The sequence below is a fragment of the Flavobacterium sp. MK4S-17 genome (assembly GCF_009848495.1).
GTDB lineage: Bacteria > Bacteroidota > Bacteroidia > Flavobacteriales > Flavobacteriaceae > Flavobacterium.
In genome coordinates, this window is the sequence record NZ_WWEP01000002.1 from 51,552 (window position 1) to 72,103 (window position 20,552).

Sequence of the window (20,552 nt, forward strand, 5' to 3'; positions counted from 1 at the left end):
CATGCAGCAAATTCATTTTGGCATAAAATTATTAATATTTGCAGGTATTGCTTTAATGGCTTCTTCATGCAATATGCTAAGTTTTGAAAATTTGTCTAATGATTTTAAATGGAAAAATAAAAAATTTAAAAATCAGGTTGAAATCAATTTTCAATATCAGCCGGAAGTAATCGCTAAACTTCACAAAGATGTGTGGTTTTATGATGCTGAGGATAGTATAGGAGCAGAAAAGAAGTATAAAGTTAAAGAGCTTTTAGAAAAAAAACTCAGGAAAAGAAATATTGTCTTCAACACAAGTAGTGAAATAGCGTTAAGGCTTGATACTATTTTATTTGAAGAATATTCTGAAAATATAACGGTTACGGATGCTGATAATGAAGTTATTGGAGATGCCGATAAAGATACCTTTATATTTAGGATATCAGGAAGACTTATTAAAAATGATTCTGTGTTATTCAAAATAAGAGCAGCACATGAGCAAATTAATGAGCCCCGTGAATCTTACACTATACCTGGTGTTATAGTGATGGGGGCAGGCGGTGCAGCTAATGCTGACAGGATGATTGAAAATGCTATAAATGAATTTAGTTATCGTGTGTATGAAAAATTAAAATCTTTACAATAAATTGTTTTTTATACTGTAAATGGGGCTGCTTCATATTTGGAGCAGCCCTGTTTATTTAGTATAATTGAAAAGTATTTATAACTAAACATTTTTATATTGAGGGAATTAATTAAGGATAAAGGCGGTATTGCGTTTAAAGCCATTCTTTTGGTAGTTTTATTAATAGTATTGGAATTTTCCTACGCATTGCTTTTTCACTATCTGTTTCCGAAAACAGATATGAAGGACAGCGTTCAAATCGGGATAGATTTGAGCCTTTTATTTACTTTTTTAATTGGTGCGAAAATAGTTTTAAAGAGTAATGGTTTAGTACTAAAAAAATCTTTTTCAGGTTTTAAATTATTCACTTTATTTATAGCAATAGCTTTTATCTGGGTAGTGGTAAGCCCTTTATTTCAGTACCCGTTTTTTTTCGGCTTACCTGATTCAAGAATATCATTTACAAAACTTAATATCTTGGATTTCAATTCATTTTTTTCTTATTACAGCCTTCTGCGGGTGTTATTAATTACTCCAGTATTAGAAGAACTGCTTTTTAGAAAATTGATTTTTGCAAAGTTAAAATCCACCTATAAATTATACCCGTCCATAGTGCTTACAAGCCTACTGTTCAGTATTTCACATTTGGATATTAATAACTTATTAATCTTTTTTATAGGTAGTATTTTACTCTGCCTCATATACTTCAAAACCAATGATGTGAGGTACAGTATAGCATTACATATAGCAATGAATTTATTTACTTTGGTATTAAACTGATAATAAAAAGCAATCAATGAAATACAGAGAAGTAAAGCCCTATGGTTTCACCGTTAATTTCATCCAATGTTTTTGGGAATATGAAACCGATGAATGTGACTTTGAGCACACTATTATTCCAGACGGTTACTTTGATTTGATTGCCGGGTTTGAAGATAATTCACTTAAATATGTTAAGCTCACAGGAGTATGGACACACCCTGTCAGTATAAAAATCCCGAAATCTACAAAACTTTTAGCTATACGTTTCAAACTTTTGGCGGCTGAATATTTATTTAAGCACGAGATAAAATCTATTTTAAATACTACAAAAGATTTACCCCTGCAATTTTGGAATATAGATAGATTTACGGCCCACGATTTTGAAGTATTTGTTACTGAAATTAGTAACCTTATAGAAAATTCAATTAAACATTTAAAAGAGATAGACAGGAGGAAATTAAAACTTTTTAAAAGTATTTATAATGAGCATAACTTATGTGTCAAATCACTTTCGGAGAGTACTCATTGGAGCAGCCGGCAGATAAACCGCTACTTCAACCAGCAGTTTGGCTTTTCGCTGAAAGCATTTTTAAACATAGTCCGTTGTAATTCTTCTTATAAAGATATCTCTCATGGAAATCTTTTTCCGGGAGAAAACTATTTGACCAGTCACATTTCATTAAGGAAATTAAAAAGCATACAGGAAACACACCGGGTGAATTATTCAGAAATGAAAATGTCCGATTTTTACAATTGGCTACTAAGTCACAAAAGTAATTTTGCATTATAACTTTTAAATCAAATCATAATGAAAATTACTAAACTCACCCCCAATTTTGAAGTAGCCGATGTTAAAGAAGCAGTTGCATTTTATCAGGATAATTTTGGTTTTAAACTGGTAATGGCTGTTCCTTATACACAGGATGGAATAGAACAAAATTTTAAAGAAGGTAAAGAGTATGTTTACGCTATGATACAAAAAGATAATGTTGCTATTTTTTTTCAGCGCACAGATTCTTTTAAGGAAGATGTTGTTTTTGCTAAAAATGTACCTCTTGGAGCATCTGTTTCGTTTTATATGGACATAGTTGGTATTAAGGAATTTCATCAGGAAATGAAATCAAGAAACCTTGAAGTAACAGATTTAAAAACAACCTGGTACGGTATGCAGGAATTTTATCTGAAAGACATTAACGGATATATACTGGGGTTTGCAGAAAAATCGGAGTAAGTATTTTAATGATTAAGCGATTTACTTGCACTACTGGTTTTTTTCAGTAAATATTATATATTCATTAAGCCCTAAATTTACATTGCCCTGTAATACTACAGAATTTTCAGGAATTTCAATTTTATGCTGTTTGCCAAAATTAATAATTACAGTTACTTTTTCATTTTTATAATTACGCACATAACTTATTCTTTCATCCAAATAATTTAATTCTTCATATTCGCCATATTGTAAAGCTTTGGTTTTGTTGCGTAATGCTATTAGTTTTTTATAGGAGTTAAATATTGAATTCTTTTCTTTTTCAAGCTTTTGCACATTATTGGTTTTATAAGAAGGGCTTATTTTTATCCAGCTTTTCCTATTTGAAAAACCGGCAAACGTAGCATCGCTCCACTGCATCGGGCTTCGGGACTTGTCTCTGTTGTGTTTGTTGGCTTCTGTTAAGGATTCCTGCACAGTATTTCCTTTATTAATCGCAAGCCTGTAATGTGTTTTGCCTTGTATGTCAATTATCTCATTATAACTGTTGGCAGTTATATTCTGCATTCCTATTTCTTCTCCATAATAAATAAATGGTATGCCCTTAGCTGTAAGTATAATTGTGGCAAGGGCTTCCGCTTTTTTAGCATCGCCACCGGCAAGCCTATCAATCATCCGCGGCATATCATGGCTGCCAAAAAACAGGGTAGGGTAGTTGCCCATATGCTCTTCCATGCTTTTTAGCTCCTTATAAATCCCCTCTGCTGAAAAAGCAGGAATACTGCCAAAATTAAAATTAAATACAACATCCAGTAATTCGTTTGACTGGTATTGTTTTAGCACCTCTATTTTATCACTGCCTATTTCGCCAACAATAAACTTCTCCGGATATTCATTTACTGTGGCTTTAATCATACGCATCGCATCTTTAACCCCCGGTTGGTCAATATCATGCAAATGTTGCTGGCTGCCATTTTTTAAAGGATTATCATCAGTAATACCATTGGTGGTTAAAAAGTTAATTACATCTAGCCTAAAACCATCAATGCCTTTGTCAAGCCAAAATTTTAAAATATTTTTTACTTCCTGCTTAACTTTAGGGTTCTGCCAGTTGAGGTCAGCCATGCGCACATCAAATTTATGATAATAGTATTGTTGCGTAATGGTATCATATTCCCAAGCCGGGCCTCCAAAAAATGATTCCCAGTTATTAGGCTTATCCCTCCATATATAATAGTCGCGGTAAGGGTTATCCTTAGATTGTTTGGCTTCCTGAAACCATCTGCTTTCGGTGGAAGTATGGTTTAAAACCATATCCATTATTACCTTTATGTTTCTTTTGTGGGCCTCGTTCAAAAAATATTCAAAATCAGCCATGCTGCCATATACAGGGTCAACTTTATAATAATCGGCAACATCATACCCGTTATCTACTTTAGGGGAAAAAAGGAATGGCGTAAGCCATATTCCTTTAACCCCCAGTTTTTGCAAATAATCAAGTTTGCTGGTTATACCTTTAAAATCACCATAGCCGTCTCCGTTACTGTCGGCATAGCTCGGCATGTAAATCTGATAAAAAACACTTTCCTTCCACCATATTTTATCGGCATGCTGCGCTTTTAGATAAGTACAGTTTATAAAAAAGAAAATTAACGGTGCAAGCAGTTTGTAATTCATTATTTGTGCATGGCATTGTAATCTGTAACAATATTATCTATCATCATTTTAGAGCCTGAATAAGTTACTTTACCACCGGCAGGGACTAAAACCAAAACTGCCGAACTTTTTGCGCCTAAAGTAATTTTGGCAGATGATGTAATATTTTTAGCAAGGAACCTGCCTGATACGGTGTCATATATATCATGCTTTTTTCCGGGCTTTGTTTTTACAGTTACTTTTTTTGCTTCGTTATACGGATTGTAATATAAATAAGTAGGGTATGCCTCATCCCTGAAAAAGTCGGTAGCCAAAAGGTCAAGCTGTAATATGCCTTCCACATCTGTTTTTTTAATAATGCTGCCAAATATACCCACATGACCGCTGCCATATACACTTAACTGCGATTCGGGCGGATTTTTGCCCGGAACCCATAACGGGCCATCGCCTTGTGCCACAGGTGCTTTTACATCTTTGTAATCAGCAAGGTTGGAGCTTTTTATAATCCCCTCATAGGCAATTACATTTTTGCCGGCCTTTGCCTTGCTCGGTATCGTTTCATGTTCGTCTGGCATGTATTGCGGATAAAAGAATTTTGACGCATTGGCCGCATTCAGCATCCATTTGCCTATGGCATCGGCATAACGCTGATTGTACCGCACCATTGGTACAAGCGGCCATGCAGCATCATAAGTATTCATAAGGAAACCATAACCGCCATGGTCAACAGTGCTGCCTACAATTCCTGAAATATCATAACCATTCCAGTTACCTGTAAGCACGCCCCAGCCTTCCCTGCAAATAGCAGTGCCGTTAAAGCTCCAGTCAAGCATTTTGTCAACATCATAATTTTTTCCCTGCTCTGCATTTATCCTGGCAGCAAGGTATGCCCCAAATGGCATTAATAATTCATACGTAGGGTTTTGTGGCTGCGCTTCCAGTGCATTTAGTGCAGATAAAGCACCTTTTAAATATTTTTCATCACCAAATTTTTTATAGGCAGAATATAACACCCATGCATGTCCCGCTGCTGCATCCGGCTGTATGCAGATGTTATTTGTCATGGGTTTCATTTTTCCGTAATCAAAATAGGAGTAGTTATAATTACCATTTAAAATACGGTCAGCCTCATAAAATTTATCGGCTATTGTTTTTGCTATTTCCTCTAATCCCGGCTCATTTTCGTAGTTATCATATATGGCATAAAACAATACATTAGGATATACATCATACCACCAGTCACGACCATAACCGCCGCCCAATAAAGCTACTTCGGGACAGGTGTTATTCATCATTATATTCCAGCCGGTTTCGCGGTTAAAATAATTTTTAAGCATGGCTACATAATTGTATTTTCCTTTAGTTTTGTCAATACCTACTAATGTAGCTCCCAGGGTAGCACCCATTGTAGCCAGTGCTTCATGAAACATGCCGTTATTATTATCCGGCCCCTGGCGCACATCGCCTACTGCAGTGTATAGCCCCACAACGTCCTGCGGATAATTTTTTTGTGATTTGTCTATCCACACCATTGGCCAAAACGGGCCTTTAGCGTTAAAATCATATACTGTAGCATCAAAGTCCTTTGCCAGCTTGTTGTAATCAATAATTTTAAATGGTTTTGGCATATCTGCCATTTCATTTACCCTTGGTATGGGTTTTTGCCCAACCTGCGCAAATGCGGCAATACCTGTAATTATAAAACTGAATAGGCTAAAACGGGATAGTATTTTCATTTTTAATATTTAAACTAAGTTAGTAGCTGTTTCTTCAAGTACTTTCGGGTCTTCAGTATCTTCTTTTTCAGGAAGTATTTTATTACCCTGCGCTATGATATTTTTACTTACAAAAATGGAAAGCAACTGCAATATAGCTATTATAGCTATGGCATACCTTAGGGCAAAATCTTCAGACACGGTATAATACAATGCCAAAAAAGTACCTGCACCTAAAAGCCTTCCTGCATAAAGCCCTGCTTCATGGTTAAGTATGTAAGCAAACTCACCTCTTTTCTCTATGCGGGAAACAATATCAATAACTCTTAACTGTATAGGGAAATAGGCCAGGTCCATTAAAGGCTTGGCTATCAGTAAAAGCAGTAAAAATATTACCACGCCTGTCTGGTTAAACATGAATCCGTTTACACAGGCTCCTACGGCAAATAATATTAAACCTACCGAAAATGTTTTAACCCTGTCCGAAGGTTTGGAAAACCTGCCTATAAAATATATGATGATAGCGGCAAGCACTGCACCAATAGACTGGGCATTTCCCAAAGCGCCTTCTTCGCCCAGTATTTTAAAGATAAGCATGGCTGGTGCTGTTACTAAAAATCCCTGGGCAAGCCCTTTAAGCATAGCGAGTGATAACAATTTATACCACAGCGGGTGAAACTTAAAAAAAATGTATTTTTTTTGTACAGGATTTACAAATTTACCCCGGAAACAAACAGCTGATGCTGCCATAGTTATAATAAAAACTATGATTGTAATTACTACATAGGCATCGTGTTTTTCAGCAGGCCCCGGTTTCGACTGAATAAACCAGCCGATTGCTGCGGGTATGATAATAGCAATTATAGTATAAAAAAATGTTTCAAGCCCGTAATAGTAGTTCCTGTTGTCATCATTAGTGGTGAATATCGCTAAATAGTCGCGGTTTGACCAATACAAGCCAAAAGATAACCCCATAGTGATACCTGCTACACCTATGCCTGCAAGGTCAAGCGTTTTAAGCGACATCATTATTATCATGGAAACGCCGCTTAACATCATCCCGACCGAATATAAAGTTTTTATATTGATATGTTTTAAGAGAAAGCCATTGATGAGAAAAGTAACAGGAATACCTGTATATATGGCTAACTGGTATATAACAACTTTAGAGGTGTCATTAGAATTCCTCATAATATATGCCGCCACAAAAATATCTATAACAGGCAGCACCAGTGCATAAACCAGGTTGGTTAACACCAGGATGCGGAAATTGTGCGACTGGCTTTTAAAATGGTCTACCTCCCTTACAAGTTTTTTAAGCATTATTATATTTTAAGAGTGAAAGTATTTCTTTTACAGAGAATTTGGCCCCACACACAAATTCATCGGCAGCACCATAGTATAATGTTATGGTATCTCCTTCAGGCTCAACTATGTGGCCGTTGGTAAATACTACTTTACCAAAAAAGCCATTTAGTTCATAATCGGCTAAAGGCACCATTATTGGTTCATCTGTACGGGCAATAACTTTTGACGGGTCATTACTGTCCAGCAGCACCGCCCCAAGACAGTAATAGTGGTTTTCGTTAGCACCATGGTATATTTCCAGCCAGCCTTTATCGGTTTTTATTGGGGCTGCACCTGCACCAACACGCTTGCTGTCCCACATGCCCTTGCGTGTAGTTACTATACATTTATGATTGCCCCAGTTTATACCATCTGGCGAGGAGGCAATCCAGATATAATTACCGCCTATGTCAACGCTGCTGGGCCTGTGCAGGGCATAATAAAGCCCATTAATTTTTTCTTCAAAAATGGCACAGTCTTTATTATGTGCCGGGAATATAAGCCCGTGTTTTTCAAAGTTTTTCCAGTCCGCTGTAGTGCGAAGCCCAACTGCAACCCCCATAGGGGATACCGATGTAAATGTTAAGTAATATTTACCTTCAATTAACGCCACCCTGCAGTCTTCAATACCAAATGTTTCATGCCCGCCTTCGCCTACAAGCGATTTGTAGCCTTCAGGCACATAAAAATTAATACCATCATCGCTGCATAAAAGCCTTAAATGCGACAATGTAGTAAGGTAATCACTGCCTTTATAATTTATAACCCTTGCGTCATCAGCTATAAGTTCAGGATCACTTTTGTCAATTTCTATAATATTGATGTTTCCCTGTTCAGTCAGTACCGGAAATGAAATACTTTCAGCCTTCTGTTCCGGCCTTTCCGCTACACGCACAATGAGCCAGGTTTTATTTTCAAAACGGAATACACCCGGGTTAAGCAAGCAGGTTATTGTGAGCCCATCCCTGCTGGGAGCTAAATCTTTAGGAGAAAGTAAAGGGTTTTCAGCAAAACGCTTTGCTATATCTTTCATGTTATATTGTAATATTATGGGTTGGCCCAGCCCTGCCAGTGCAGGAACTGAGTCAACCCAAACTAATCTAAATTTTAATAGTCATTTTGTGTTAAAGCACCTCCGGATGCATCAATTTCTGATTGTGGGATAGGATACAGCATGTGCTTCGGCTGGAAGTTTTTACCATGTGCCTGTAGTACCTGTTGTGCAATACCCCATCTTTTAAGGTCGAGGAAACGCTGGTTTTCAAAGCCAAGCTCAACCCTTCTTTCATGAATTAACCACCCTTTTACAACAGCGGGGTCATTAGATGCCGGCCTGTCAGGCAATGTACCAGCCGGTACAGGATTGCCATTGGCATCAACACCGTTTCTTGCCCTTTGCCTTATTTCGTTTATAATGGCTATGGCACCAGCCTGGTCGCCGGTTTCGTTTAGTGCTTCAGCCTTCCATAATAAAGCATCGGCATAGCGGATGTATATTTTATTATTAGGGCCATCATCATTTCCTTCATTAGTGCCATTCAGGCTGCCAAGCAGTTTATTAACATTTTTATTGGATACATCTACAGTATAGAGCTTTCTGGGATCATTAGGCTCGAAGGCATTAAGGAAATCAGTAGTCGGCGCAAAAAATCCCCATCCTAAAAGTGCATTAAGCCCATTTCCTCTCCTTGGTGTAGCATTAGTTTGGTGGTCAAATGCAAAAATCACTTCATTATCGGTAAATTCTGTACTGAAACTATCAAAATAGTTGCTGTTTAAGCCAAAACCAAGCGGAGCAAGCTGGTCAACAAGACCCGGTACTGCATTCCAGTTTTCCGTATATAGCTCTGATTTTGCCAGTAAAGCTATTGCTGCACCTTTAGAAGCCCTCCATTTTTCAGTGTCAGATGAATATTTGGTATCCGGCAATAAATCTTTTGATAGTGTAAGATCATTTTTAATTTGTTCCCACACAAGATTTTTGTCAACCCTTACAACCACTTCAAAAGCTTCCTGGTATGATTTTACAGGCCTAAGTATTAACGGTACATCGCCAAAATTGGTAACTAAGGAGAAGTAGTAGTATGACCTTAAAAAATAAGCCTCACCAAGCAGTTGTTCCTTTCTTTCGGTAGTAATGCCGGTAATAGTTTCAATTTCAGGATTGGTAAGTTGCTCCAGTGCAATGTTTATCCTTTTTATACCTTCGTAGTTATAAGTCCATAAGCCATTAGGCCCGGGGTTTTCTGATGTAAAATTAAAATTGTTGATATCATCAATCCATGGCTGGTCTCCATCCATCACCCATTTTTTTTCCATATCATCAGAAGCTATATCCTGAAGTATATAGTCGTTTTGTATAACGAGGCCGGCTCCCCAGTTCCAATCCCCTAATATATTCAGCCTGTTGGAAAGCAGGTCATATGACGACCTAACCGAAGTTTCTAATGTGGTAATAGTTGGTGTGGTATCGGCCTGGTCTTTAGTTATTAAGCCAATTGGTTCCTGAGTTAGCTCATCTTCACAGCCTGCAAAAATAAAAGCTCCAAGTACTATTCCTATTTTTAAATAATTTTTCATAAACAATTAATTTTTTAAAGTTTTATTCTTGCCCCGAAAATCACGGCTGCCGACTGTGGGTAAGTACCCATATCAATTAAAGAGGTAGATTCCGGGTCAAGGCCTGTATAATCTGTAAAGGTTAAAAGGTTTTGCCCTGATATATATATCCTTAAATTGTCTATGCCTTTAAAAGCATCGTTAAATGTGTATCCTATTTCAACATTTTTAAGCCTTAAGTAGGAGGCATCTTCCACAAACTTGCTAGAAACCCTTTTTCCTCCATTATCATTAAATGTAAGGCGCGGTGTAGTATTGCTTGATCCTTCGCCATCCCAACTGTTTAAAACCGCTGTAGTTGAATTAAACGGACGTGTATCATAATCAAGTATTTGTTTCAGGTCGTTATACCTGTCCACATTTCCAACACCCTGCCATAAAAATGAAATATCAAAGTTTTTGTATGAAGCATTAAATGAAAGACCATAGGTTATTTCTGGTATTGGGTTTCCTATAAAAGTCCTGTCATCATCATTTATCTGCCCGTCGTTATTAAGGTCTTTAAACTTCATATCGCCCGGCTGTGCGCCGTTTGCATTTGTATAAAGATGTGAGCTTACTTCTGAGGCATTTTGGTATATGCCATCAAATACCAGTCCGTAATAAGAACTGATAGGTTGCCCGGTTACTGTTCTTGTATGGGTGAAAGTATCATCAATATTTTTTACGTAAGTATAAAGCTTGGTCACTTCATTATCAAGCGTAGCTATATTGGCGTTTACACCATATTTGAACTCATTATCATTATTCTGATAATTTAAGCCAAATTCAAAACCTTTATTTACCACTTCACCTGCATTTACATAAGTCCTTTCAATAGCGCCTACTGATGCTACAGGTAACTTAACACTTAGCAGTATATCTTCTGTCTTTTTATGGAAGTAATCGGCTGTAAATGAAAGTTTATTATCAAAAAAACCAAAGTCAAGCCCTATGTTGGTTTGTGTAGTGGTTTCCCATTTAAGGTCAGGATTACCATAACGTACAATATTTACAACACCTCCTGTTGTAGATACAAGGGTTTCATAAGCATTGTTTGGAATTTCCTGGTTACCGGCCTGACCCCAGCTTGCCCTTAACTTTAAATATGGCAGCCAGCTAACATTTTGCATAAAATCTTCGTGCGATATTATCCAGTTACCGGCAAAAGATGGAAAGTATGCCCATTTATTATTAGGGCCGAACCTTGAGGAACCGTCTGCCCTTAATGTTGCTGTGGCATAGTATTTATTATCATAACCATAGGTTGCCGAACCAAAGAAAGACATAAGGCTCCAGCTGCTGGCAGAACCGGAACTGTAAGGGTAGGGGGTATTGCTGCTGCCAAGCCCACCAAAATCAAGATACCTGAAAGGCTCTGTAGTATTATCATAATTAGACCTTGCACCGCCTATTGCAGATTGTTTATTCCTTATAAACTCTGTACCCAGCAATGCATTAAGGCTATGTACTTCATCAAATGTTTTTACATAATTTAAGGTATTAGACCATGTAAAGGTAACATCCTGGCCCCTGTTCTCATTCAGGCTGTTAGGCCTGTTATTCCTGCCCAGTGTATAATAAATATTACCTGCATCAGAAATATTTGGGTCTCCATAATTCTCGGCAAAATTTTTATTGTGTGAAAAAGTAAGGTCAACACCAAGATTACTCCTGAATTTTAAAGACTTATCTGATAGGAAAGCATATTCTGCATACACGTTGCCAAAAGTCTGGAACCTGTTCCTTTTATCGTCAGTAAAATGTACAATAGCAAGCGGGTTTGATGTATATTCGTAAATCTTGCTCCAGCCATCGGCAGGCCCCGTATAAAATGGCAAATCAGTATAAGGGTCGTTAGCACTGTAGGTTGGGTCGCTTCTGTCTTTGTAAACAGGGATTACCGGAGGGCGTATCATAGCATGCCTTATTACACCTGGGGCATCTCCGCTGGAAGAAAGCTTATCCTGCGACTGGAATGTTAACTGCAGGTTGGTACCCACTGTAAACCTTTCGCTTAATTTAGCATTAAGGTTTGTCCTGAAGTTAACACGCTTGTACATATCATTGTTTTCAGTTACTATACCGTTGATACCGTAATAACCACCCGAAACCAAGTATTGTACCTTATCGGTAGCACCGCTTGCAGAAACCTGTACATTATTTGATAAACCTGTGGTAAATAATTCATCAAGCCAGTCGGTATCAGCAAGGTCGGTTCTTGTCCTCTTGTCAAAAGCATAAGGGCTCTCTGCATTGGGGTCATTGCCTATAGTATTATGCCAAGCCCTGTCCTTCACAGTTAAATACTGATCTGCATTAAGCATATCCGGTAAATTTGTGGCATAATGTATTCCTGTAAATACATCTACATTAAGGCTTGTTTTTCCTTCGGCACCCTGCCTTGTGGTTATAATTACAACACCGCCGGCTGCCCTTGAACCGTAAATGGAAGCAGCTGCCGCGTCCTTTAAAACAGACATTGACTGTATGTCATTTTGGTTAAGGAAAGTAATATCCCTGGTAGGTACACCATCTACAACATAAAGTACATCATTATTTCCTAATGTGCCTTCGCCGCGAATACGTAACTTAATACCATCGCCTGGTGCACCGGTATTTGCAGCTACAAATACACCGGCTACCTGCCCTTGTAACGCCTGTGCCACATCAGGAATACGGGTTTTGGCAAGGTTATCAAGATTTACCTGTGCAACAGCACCTGATATTGAGTTTTTCTTTTGGCCAACATAACCTGTAATTACAACCTCACTAAGATTTTTGGTGTCTTCGGCTAAAATAACATTAATTTCTGTTTGCCCGTTTGTTGCTATTTCCTGTGATACATACCCCATATAGCTAAATACTAAAACAGCATTGTCGCCAAGGTTGCTTATGGTGTACTTCCCGTCAAAATCTGTAACTGTATTTATATTGGTTCCTTTAACCATAACAGTTGCTGACGGGAGAGGTCCTGTTGCGTCAGATACGGTTCCGCTCACAGTTTGTGCACTTAACATGCCTCCGCACATAATTGTGCAAATAAATAACATGTAATACGTAATTTTTCTGCTCATATTAATACTGATGATTTGTTAGTAATAAATGTTTTTTTTCTCATGGTTAATAATAAATAGTTAGTTTAAATGTGAAGTTTGTTTTTTTACGACTACGAAAACGTTGTAAATGTAATTATAGAGCAAAAAAATTAGTGTACACTATTTATTCAAAAGTGTACACTAATTGCAATGTTTCTGTTTTTCAACTACTTAAAAGCAGATGATTTGGATTTATATAACATTTGATAATTTTTAGGAGTGGTATTATAAACTTTTTTAAACTCCCTGTAAAAGTACGAACGGTTATTAAAACCGGCTTTATAGCAAATTTCAGATACTGTAAATTGGTTTTTCCGCAATAGCTCAGCAGCATATTTTAGCCTGATTGTCCTTATCAGGTCGCCCGGAGAAAGATTAAAGTTTTCTTTAGTTTTCCTGTATAACTGCGATGCGCTTATTCCCATTTCCTTTTCTGCCAGTGACGCACTTAATTTTTCATCATCAATATGCTTTTTAATGAATTCAATTAAATTTTTTATAAATGCCTTATCATCATTATCTATTTGCATTTCCGGCAGGTTTTCAATAAGTGTATCCTGTGTAAAATGCTTTAGTATAAGTTCCTTTTCTTCCAGTAGCTTTTGTACTCTAACCAAAAGATGCTCGGGGTAAAAAGGCTTTGGTATATATGAATTTGCACCGCTTTCCAAACCCTCTATCCTGTGGATAACAGAACTTTTAGCCGTTAGCATTATAAATGGGATATGGCAGGTGCTGATATTATTTTTTATGTTTTTGCATAATTCAACCCCATCCATTACCGGCATCATTACATCGCTTATTATCAGGTCGGGTATTTCTTGCTTAACTATTTCCAATGCTTCGGCACCGTTATAGGCAGAAAGTAACCTGTATTTTGCCTGAAGCAAATCATTTAGATAATTGTGTATTTCCTTTTCATCTTCTACTATCAAAATTGTTTTTTTACTGTTTTCAACAGCATCTAATGTCGAAATTTTTTCAGGCACAAACGTTTGCTTATCATCAGTTTCTTCAAGTATGTTTTTAAGGTGGCTTGATATGATAACCGAAGATGTGCTGTTGTCAATTTCCTTTTCCTTAAACGCCTCCTTTTCGCAAGGTATAAGAATTTCAAATGTTGTTTCACTGTCAGGGATACTCTTTATATTAATTTCCCCGTGCAATACAGTTACAAGTTTTTTAATGTAAGCAAGCCCTATTCCTGTCCTGAACATTTCTGTATCAGCCGGTATATTAGTATCGGTAAGGAAAAAACGGTCAAATAACGATTCCAGTTTTTCTTTTGGTATTCCTTTTCCGCTATTTGTTATAGTTATGTTTAGCTTGTTTATATCCTGTTTTTCTATAAAGCACTTTAGGCTGATAGTACCATTTCTGGGCGTATACTTAAAAGCATTGGACATAAGGTTGAAAATAATTTTCTCCAGCTTGTCTTTATCATACCACCCTTGCAGGGAAGATGAAATATCCAGTGAATAATTTATATTTTTATCCAGTGCTAAATCATCAAAAAGCTCAGCTATCTGTTCTATAAGGCTTACCGAATCAAACTCTTTTACCGAAACTTCAAGATAATCGTGTTCCGCTTTCCTGAATTCCAGTAATTGCTGTGTTAAAAAAAGTAGCCGGGAAGCATTACGTTGAATCATGTTCATATACTTGCGGCTCCTGCCTTCATAACCTGCTTCCTCCGAAAGTTTTTGTGCGGGCCCTACAATCAGCGTTAGTGGTGTTAAAAACTCATGCGCAATATTGGTAAAAAAGGCCAGTCTGTTTTCATGCAGTTCTTCTTCCCGTTTTCTAAAAAGTATATTTTGGTTTAATGACTGCCGCTTTAAATAATAACTTCTTACAAATAATATAAAACAAATGGCAAGTATTAAATAGGATATGAGGGCAATGTGAGACTGCCACCAAACGGGTTTCACCCTTATATCTATAGCATGCACAGGTTGGCTCCACACACCATCACTGTTACTCCATTTCATCCATAAAGAGTAATTGCCTTTAGGAACGTTGGTGAAAGATATAATCTTCCTGTTGCCTATACTATTCCATTCTTTGTCAAATCCTTTCAATTGGTACATATACCTGCATTTGTCATTATTAATATAGCTTAGTGCAGTGTGGTGTATATCAAAAAAATTTTGGTTATGCTTTAAGGTAATTGAAGCTGAGGAGTTGGACTGCGGTGTTATTACCAATCCCTGATGATAGGGCAGGGGCTGGTTTTGCCCGCTTATTTTATCTATAAGCAAATTGGGAATAACAGTTGATTCCTTAATTTTATGCGGAAGGAAATAATTAAAACCTTTTATCCCGCCCATATATATAAACCCCGATTGGCTGTCATAATAATAAGCACCATCGGCAAATTCATTATTTTGCAAACCTTCGCTTTGTGTATAATTAATGAATTTTTGCTTTTCAACAGAGAAGTTTGAAAGCCCTGAATTTGTACTTATCCAGATATTAGATTTTCCTGAGGGTACAACTCCGTGTATTGTATTATTAGGGAGCCCATTTTTTACAGTATAGCTTGTAAAAACCGCATTACCCTTACGGTCAAATTTTTTAAGGGTATTTAATCCATAGCTTGTACCAATCCACAAAGTGCTGTCAGCATCTGTGGCAAGGCATAGTATATCGTTGTTGGAAAGGCTGTTTGCATTTCCAGGTATGTTTTTATAAGACTTAAAGATACCCGTTTCTTTATCAAACAGGTTTAAGCCACCCAGCCGGGTTCCTATCCATAGCTGCTTATCACTTTTTGGGATGATTGAAAATATGATATTGTTGCTTAATGTATTGCTCTCTTCGGCTTTTGCAAGGTAATTTTTAAAATCTGTAACTTTCAGTTTATTTCCTTCGCGCTCTATGCGGCAGCGTATCATGCCATAACCGTTAGTACCGAGCCAGATGTAACCTTGTTCATCCTGATAAATAGTATAAACCGACCGAAAATAACCCAATTGCTTACTTCCCGCTATAGCTTGCCATCCAACAAGTTTAGAACTAACCCCATCATAAACTGTTAAGCCTTCACCGTCAGTCCCTATTAAAATTAAATTATCCTTTGCATTGCATAAAGCAAATACAGCATTATTAATAACACTATTATTCTCATTAAAATTTTTATAGGATATTTTTTCCTTCTTGTAAAAATCATTCTCCAGTTTAAAAAGCCCTTTCCCTTTTGTTGCAACCCAAAGCGAATTTTTACCATCTTTTATAAATGCCCTTACAATTCCGCCGTCCAGTTCAGGAATTTGCTCTTTATTAATAAGGTTAAAAGTTTTTTTAAGCGGGTATATTTTAAGCAGGCCATCCCCGTCAGTACCTGCCCATATAATATTTTCACTCCCTTTAATTACTGTTGTTATTTTATGTTTGTCCAGATATTGCAGCCAGGATTCTTTTGCGGGCTTACCTTCAGGGCTTATAATAGTATATCCTGATTTATCTGCAAGTACAATACCATCGGGAACATGCCCAACCACATTAGTATAACCTTGTATAAAGCTGCGTTTATTGTTTTCTGTATTAAGTATAAATGGCTTTCCCTGCACAGGGATAATGGCAGCCTGATTTTCTGTAACTTCAAATGTTTTTATGTTTTTTATGGCTTTTCCTTTCTTAACAAGGGCTTTTAAACCATTATATTTTTGCACATCATATATCTGCAGGATATTATCTTCTGTAAGTACTATTAATTCCCCCGATTGTAAAAATTCAATCTTTAAATATTTTTTAAGCAGTAAGTTTTTATCTGAAAATTTCTTAAAACCTGTTTTGCTGAAATACCCAAGCCCCCAGTTTTTTACAGCACAGTAAACCTCGCCGCCCGGGCTGACTGCCATATTAAACTGCGATTCAGACAGCGGCGGTTTTTTGTCATTAGAGAAAAGGAACTGGGTAAACAAGTCGGTTTGCTTGTTATATCTGTTAATCCCATGCATGGTAAGTACCCATATATCACCTTGTTTATCCTCAAATACTTTTAAAATAACCTGATTGCTGATAGAAAATTTATTACCCGGTTCCGGCCTGAAAATTTTGAAGCTGTTACCGTCATACCTGTTAAGGCCGTCCCATGTGCCAACCCATAATAAATGCTGGGAATCTTCAAAAACACAATTAACCGAACTGTTTGATAAGCCTTTTGTATTATCTATCTGCTCAGAAAAATATTTAGGGTTTTTAATCGTATCTGCCTGTAAGGCATAAGACAGCGTACTATTTGTAGTATTTTCAATTTTCCTGCTGTCATTATCACACCCAATAAATGCGGTAATAAATAAAAATAAGAGAGCCTTTATGATGTTTTTATTTTTTATACTGTTGAAAAGGATATTAAATCCCATTTTAGTTATTATTTATTAATTAAATATACAAATTAATCAAAATTAGCACTACCTCCTCGGTTTTAAAATATAATATTTGTTTGGCCATTTATACTAATAAAAAATCCGCATAGTAAATATGATGTTAACGATATAAGGACTTATTATATATTTGCACACTTATTGATTAATTATGGCAACTAAAATAGTACTGTTGTGTTAAGTACGGGTATAGGAAGCAGATATAGAAAAATCTGCAATATTCCCCTTTTCGTCATTATACTACTGATTTCTGCACAGTCCTATTGCCAAAATACTACAGATTCACTCCGCCAATTGATTAAAAGCGCCGACGGGTTGCGAACGGCAGAATTACATTTGGAAATGGCAACGTATTTCCTGGGCCAAAACCCCGATTCAGCAATTTTTTATTCTCAAAAGGCAGCTAAAACAGGTAAAGAAATAAATAGCCATGTTATTATAATCAGGTCTTTTGCTAAAATTGGGGAGGCTTACCAAAAACAAAGCATGGTTAAGGAAGCCATTACCTATTATTTAAGAGGGTTGCAACTGGCTGAAAGGCATGATGAGAAATCTCTTGCAGGTACAATATACAATGGTATAGGTGTCTGTTATTTTTACCAAAATGACTTAAAGAAAGCAGAAAAATATCTCAAACTTGCCGCACAAGCCAAAAAAGAAGCTAAGGATTACCAGTATTACGCATTTATTTCTGTAAACCTTGCCAGTTTACAGATTGCAAACCAGTCCTATACTGAAGCTATAAAAACACTTAAAGAGGCAGAGAAAATCCTTATTAAAAATAGACAGCGGCAATACCTCGCAACAGTTTATAATTCTATAGGGGCAGCATACCAGGCAGTAAAACCCGATTCATGCCTGTATTACTATCAAAAGGGGCTTGACCAGGCAGTTAAATATAAAGATATTGTAAACCAGATGACCACCTACCAAAATATTGGGGATTATTATCTGGAAAAGAAAAATTATGGACTGGCAATAAATTTTATGCTGAAGGCAATTGAGGTTAATGACCAAAGGCCTGAAGACCAGTATAAGCCTGCTTTATACAACCGTATAAGTTTGGCCTATGAATCTGTTGGTGATTTTAAGAATGCCTATAAATATAAAAAACTTGAAAATGAAACCCGCCAGCGTTTATCTTTAATTCAAAAACAAAAGGATGCTGAAGAACTTGAGGTAAAGTACCAGACAGAAAAGAAAGAGAAGGAGATACAGTTAAATAAACAGGAGATTGAAAAGGGAAAAGCGCAACGCAACCAGATAATTTTTGCAGCATTATTAATAGTAATTATAACAGGTTTTGTTTTCTACCTTATTTTCCAACGGAAAAAAATTACACAACAATTTGAGCAGGAAAAGCTAAAACTGTTTGAAAATATATTCCACGAAATAAAAACACCGCTAACATTAATTGATGGGCCTGTACAATTAATGAAACAGGAGCCTGATGCAAAAAATGAAGAACAGTTACTATTAATAGAACGAAATGCAAAAAAACTGACAAGGCTTGTTAATGAATTGCTGGATGCTTCTAAACTTGGTAAAGGCAATTATCAACTGGATTATACTACAGGCAATCCGGCAGATTTTATAGATGATATTGTTAAAGGGTTCTCAGCCGAGGCACAGTCAGAAGGCATACGCATTATTAATCAGAACTTTTCCGAAGGTCATCATTCATTTCCTTCAAATGTTTTGGATAAAATTCTCTCTAACTTAATTGGGAATGCTATTAAATACTGCCCTGAAGGTTCGGAAATACATATAAAATCCAAAATAGAAGGTAATACATTGGTTATTGAGGTAGGAGATAATGGGCCGGGGATACCTAAAAATGAACAAAAGAAAGTATTTCATCGTTTTTTCAGGGGCAGGCAATCTTCAGGTACAAACGGTACCGGCATAGGTTTATCGTTGGTCAAGGAGTTAGTAAACCTTGCCAATGGCGCCATACATTTGCAAAGCAGCCCTTCGGGCACATTGTTTACCATAACTATTCCCATTCAGGAGGCACAACTGCATAGCCCGGCTATGCAGAAAGAAAGCATGCCTTTATTATTACTGGCTGAGGACGATGCCGATACAGCCGCTTTTACAATATCTATACTGCGCGACAACTTCAATATTATCCATGTTAAAAACGGGCAGGAAGCGATTGGCCGGATTCGGGAGGAATTACCTGATATAGTACTTTCTGATATTATGATGCCCGAAAAGGACGGAATACAATTGCTGAAGGAAATACGCTATGATGAACTTTTAAATCATATACCTGTTATTTTATTTTCTGCCAAAGCCTCGCTTAAAAGCCGCCTTGAAGGGCTGGAGCAGGGCGCTGATGCCTATATAGCTAAGCCCTTTTCACCGGATGAGCTTAAGCTTACGCTAAATAATATTTTTACCACAATTACCAGAAATAAAGACAGGTATCAGGCAGCCATAAAGTCTTCAAAAACATTTGAGGAACGTATTAAAAGTGATAACAGTTATGTTAATAAAATTATTGGCCACATTGTTACCAACATTGGCAGCCATGAGTATTCTGTGAATGAACTGGCCTCTGATATGGCAGTAAGCCGAAGTCATTTGCATCGTAAACTGGTAAGCCTTACAGGTTTTTCTGCTTCCAACTTTATACGTATGATACGCCTTGAAAAAGCGAAGGTTTTTTTACAGGCAGGCGATGGTAACATTTCGGAAATAGCTTTTAAATGTGGTTTCAGCAGCCAGTCCTATTTCACCAAGTCCTTTACAGAACATTTTGGCGAAAGCCCCTCACAATTTATTAAAAACCAACATGTTTAATAATTATGCAACAATAGTGCATGAGCCTGCAACATGAGTATATTTTTTGATTGATTTTATAACTTATGTTTGCAGTTATGAATAAAGTATTTAATTAGTTTATATGAAGAATTTTTCCTCTCTGATTTGTTTGATCATTTTAATGGTGAGCGGTGTTATACAAGCTGCTCCATCATCTGCAATTGCGGCACCGGATAACGACCTTTGCGCCAATGCACAGGAAATTGCCCCCGGCACAAGCTGTAACTATGCACAGGGCACCTTCAGCGGCAGCCTTATGGATGGCGGTACGATATCGTGCGACAACACTGCCTCGCAGGATGTATGGTATAAATTTACCGCTACCGATGTAACCATGGGCATCAC

General features: G+C 37.0%; 13 protein-coding genes. 6 read left to right on the plus strand and 7 right to left on the minus strand.

From position 1 onward, the window contains the following. The first annotated feature begins 1 nt into the window (after position 1). From GSF09_RS01610 to GSF09_RS01625, 4 genes are all read left to right on the plus strand, one after another. The gene (locus GSF09_RS01610; protein WP_159799181.1) at positions 2-625 is read left to right on the plus strand and encodes a hypothetical protein; all 624 of its coding nucleotides are present in this window, start codon (positions 2-4) and stop codon (positions 623-625) included. Positions 626-721: 96 nt separating this feature from the next. Continuing rightward, positions 722-1,384, plus strand: coding sequence for a CPBP family intramembrane glutamic endopeptidase (locus GSF09_RS01615; protein WP_159799182.1), 663 nt, complete (start codon positions 722-724; stop codon positions 1,382-1,384). Between the two features lie 16 nt (positions 1,385-1,400). Beyond that, positions 1,401-2,156, plus strand: coding sequence for a DUF6597 domain-containing transcriptional factor (locus GSF09_RS01620; protein ID WP_236564835.1), 756 nt, complete (start codon positions 1,401-1,403; stop codon positions 2,154-2,156). Positions 2,157-2,174: 18 nt separating this feature from the next. Then, positions 2,175-2,597, plus strand: a complete 423-nt coding sequence (locus tag GSF09_RS01625; RefSeq protein WP_159799183.1) for a VOC family protein — start codon at positions 2,175-2,177, stop codon at positions 2,595-2,597. A 30-nt stretch (positions 2,598-2,627) separates the two neighbouring features. On the opposite strand, the gene GSF09_RS01630 is transcribed toward GSF09_RS01625, so the two are convergent. The 7 genes from GSF09_RS01630 to GSF09_RS01660 form a co-directional block, all read right to left on the minus strand. Beyond that, on the minus strand, positions 2,628-4,253 hold the full coding sequence (locus tag GSF09_RS01630) for an alpha-glucosidase (protein ID WP_159799184.1): 1,626 nt from the start codon (positions 4,251-4,253) through the stop codon (positions 2,628-2,630). Continuing rightward, a complete protein-coding gene (locus tag GSF09_RS01635; protein WP_159799185.1) occupies positions 4,253-5,968 on the minus strand; it encodes a hypothetical protein in 1,716 nt (571 codons plus the stop codon). Before GSF09_RS01635 ends, GSF09_RS01630 begins: the two co-directional genes overlap by 1 nt. Before the next feature lie 9 nt (positions 5,969-5,977). After that, positions 5,978-7,270, minus strand: coding sequence for an MFS transporter (locus GSF09_RS01640; RefSeq protein WP_159799186.1), 1,293 nt, complete (start codon positions 7,268-7,270; stop codon positions 5,978-5,980). Beyond that, a complete protein-coding gene (locus tag GSF09_RS01645) occupies positions 7,263-8,327 on the minus strand; it encodes a glycoside hydrolase family 130 protein (protein ID WP_159799187.1) in 1,065 nt (354 codons plus the stop codon). The genes GSF09_RS01640 and GSF09_RS01645 overlap by 8 nt, the downstream gene beginning before the upstream one ends. Before the next feature lie 74 nt (positions 8,328-8,401). Then, a complete protein-coding gene (locus GSF09_RS01650; protein ID WP_159799188.1) occupies positions 8,402-9,874 on the minus strand; it encodes a RagB/SusD family nutrient uptake outer membrane protein in 1,473 nt (490 codons plus the stop codon). 14 nt (positions 9,875-9,888) lie between these two features. Further along, positions 9,889-12,894, minus strand: coding sequence for a TonB-dependent receptor (locus GSF09_RS01655; protein WP_236564836.1), 3,006 nt, complete (start codon positions 12,892-12,894; stop codon positions 9,889-9,891). 263 nt (positions 12,895-13,157) lie between these two features. Then, on the minus strand, positions 13,158-17,357 hold the full coding sequence (locus GSF09_RS01660) for a hybrid sensor histidine kinase/response regulator transcription factor (RefSeq protein WP_159799190.1): 4,200 nt from the start codon (positions 17,355-17,357) through the stop codon (positions 13,158-13,160). Between the two features lie 195 nt (positions 17,358-17,552). Here GSF09_RS01660 and GSF09_RS01665 point away from each other — a divergent pair, with 195 nt between their 5' ends. Both GSF09_RS01665 and GSF09_RS01670 read left to right on the plus strand, forming a co-directional pair. Further along, entirely contained in the window at positions 17,553-20,186 is a 2,634-nt protein-coding gene (locus tag GSF09_RS01665) for an ATP-binding protein (RefSeq protein ID WP_159799191.1), read from the plus strand. 103 nt (positions 20,187-20,289) lie between these two features. Continuing rightward, positions 20,290-20,552: hypothetical protein (locus tag GSF09_RS01670; protein WP_159799192.1), on the plus strand; the 263-nt coding region annotated here is incomplete at its 3' end.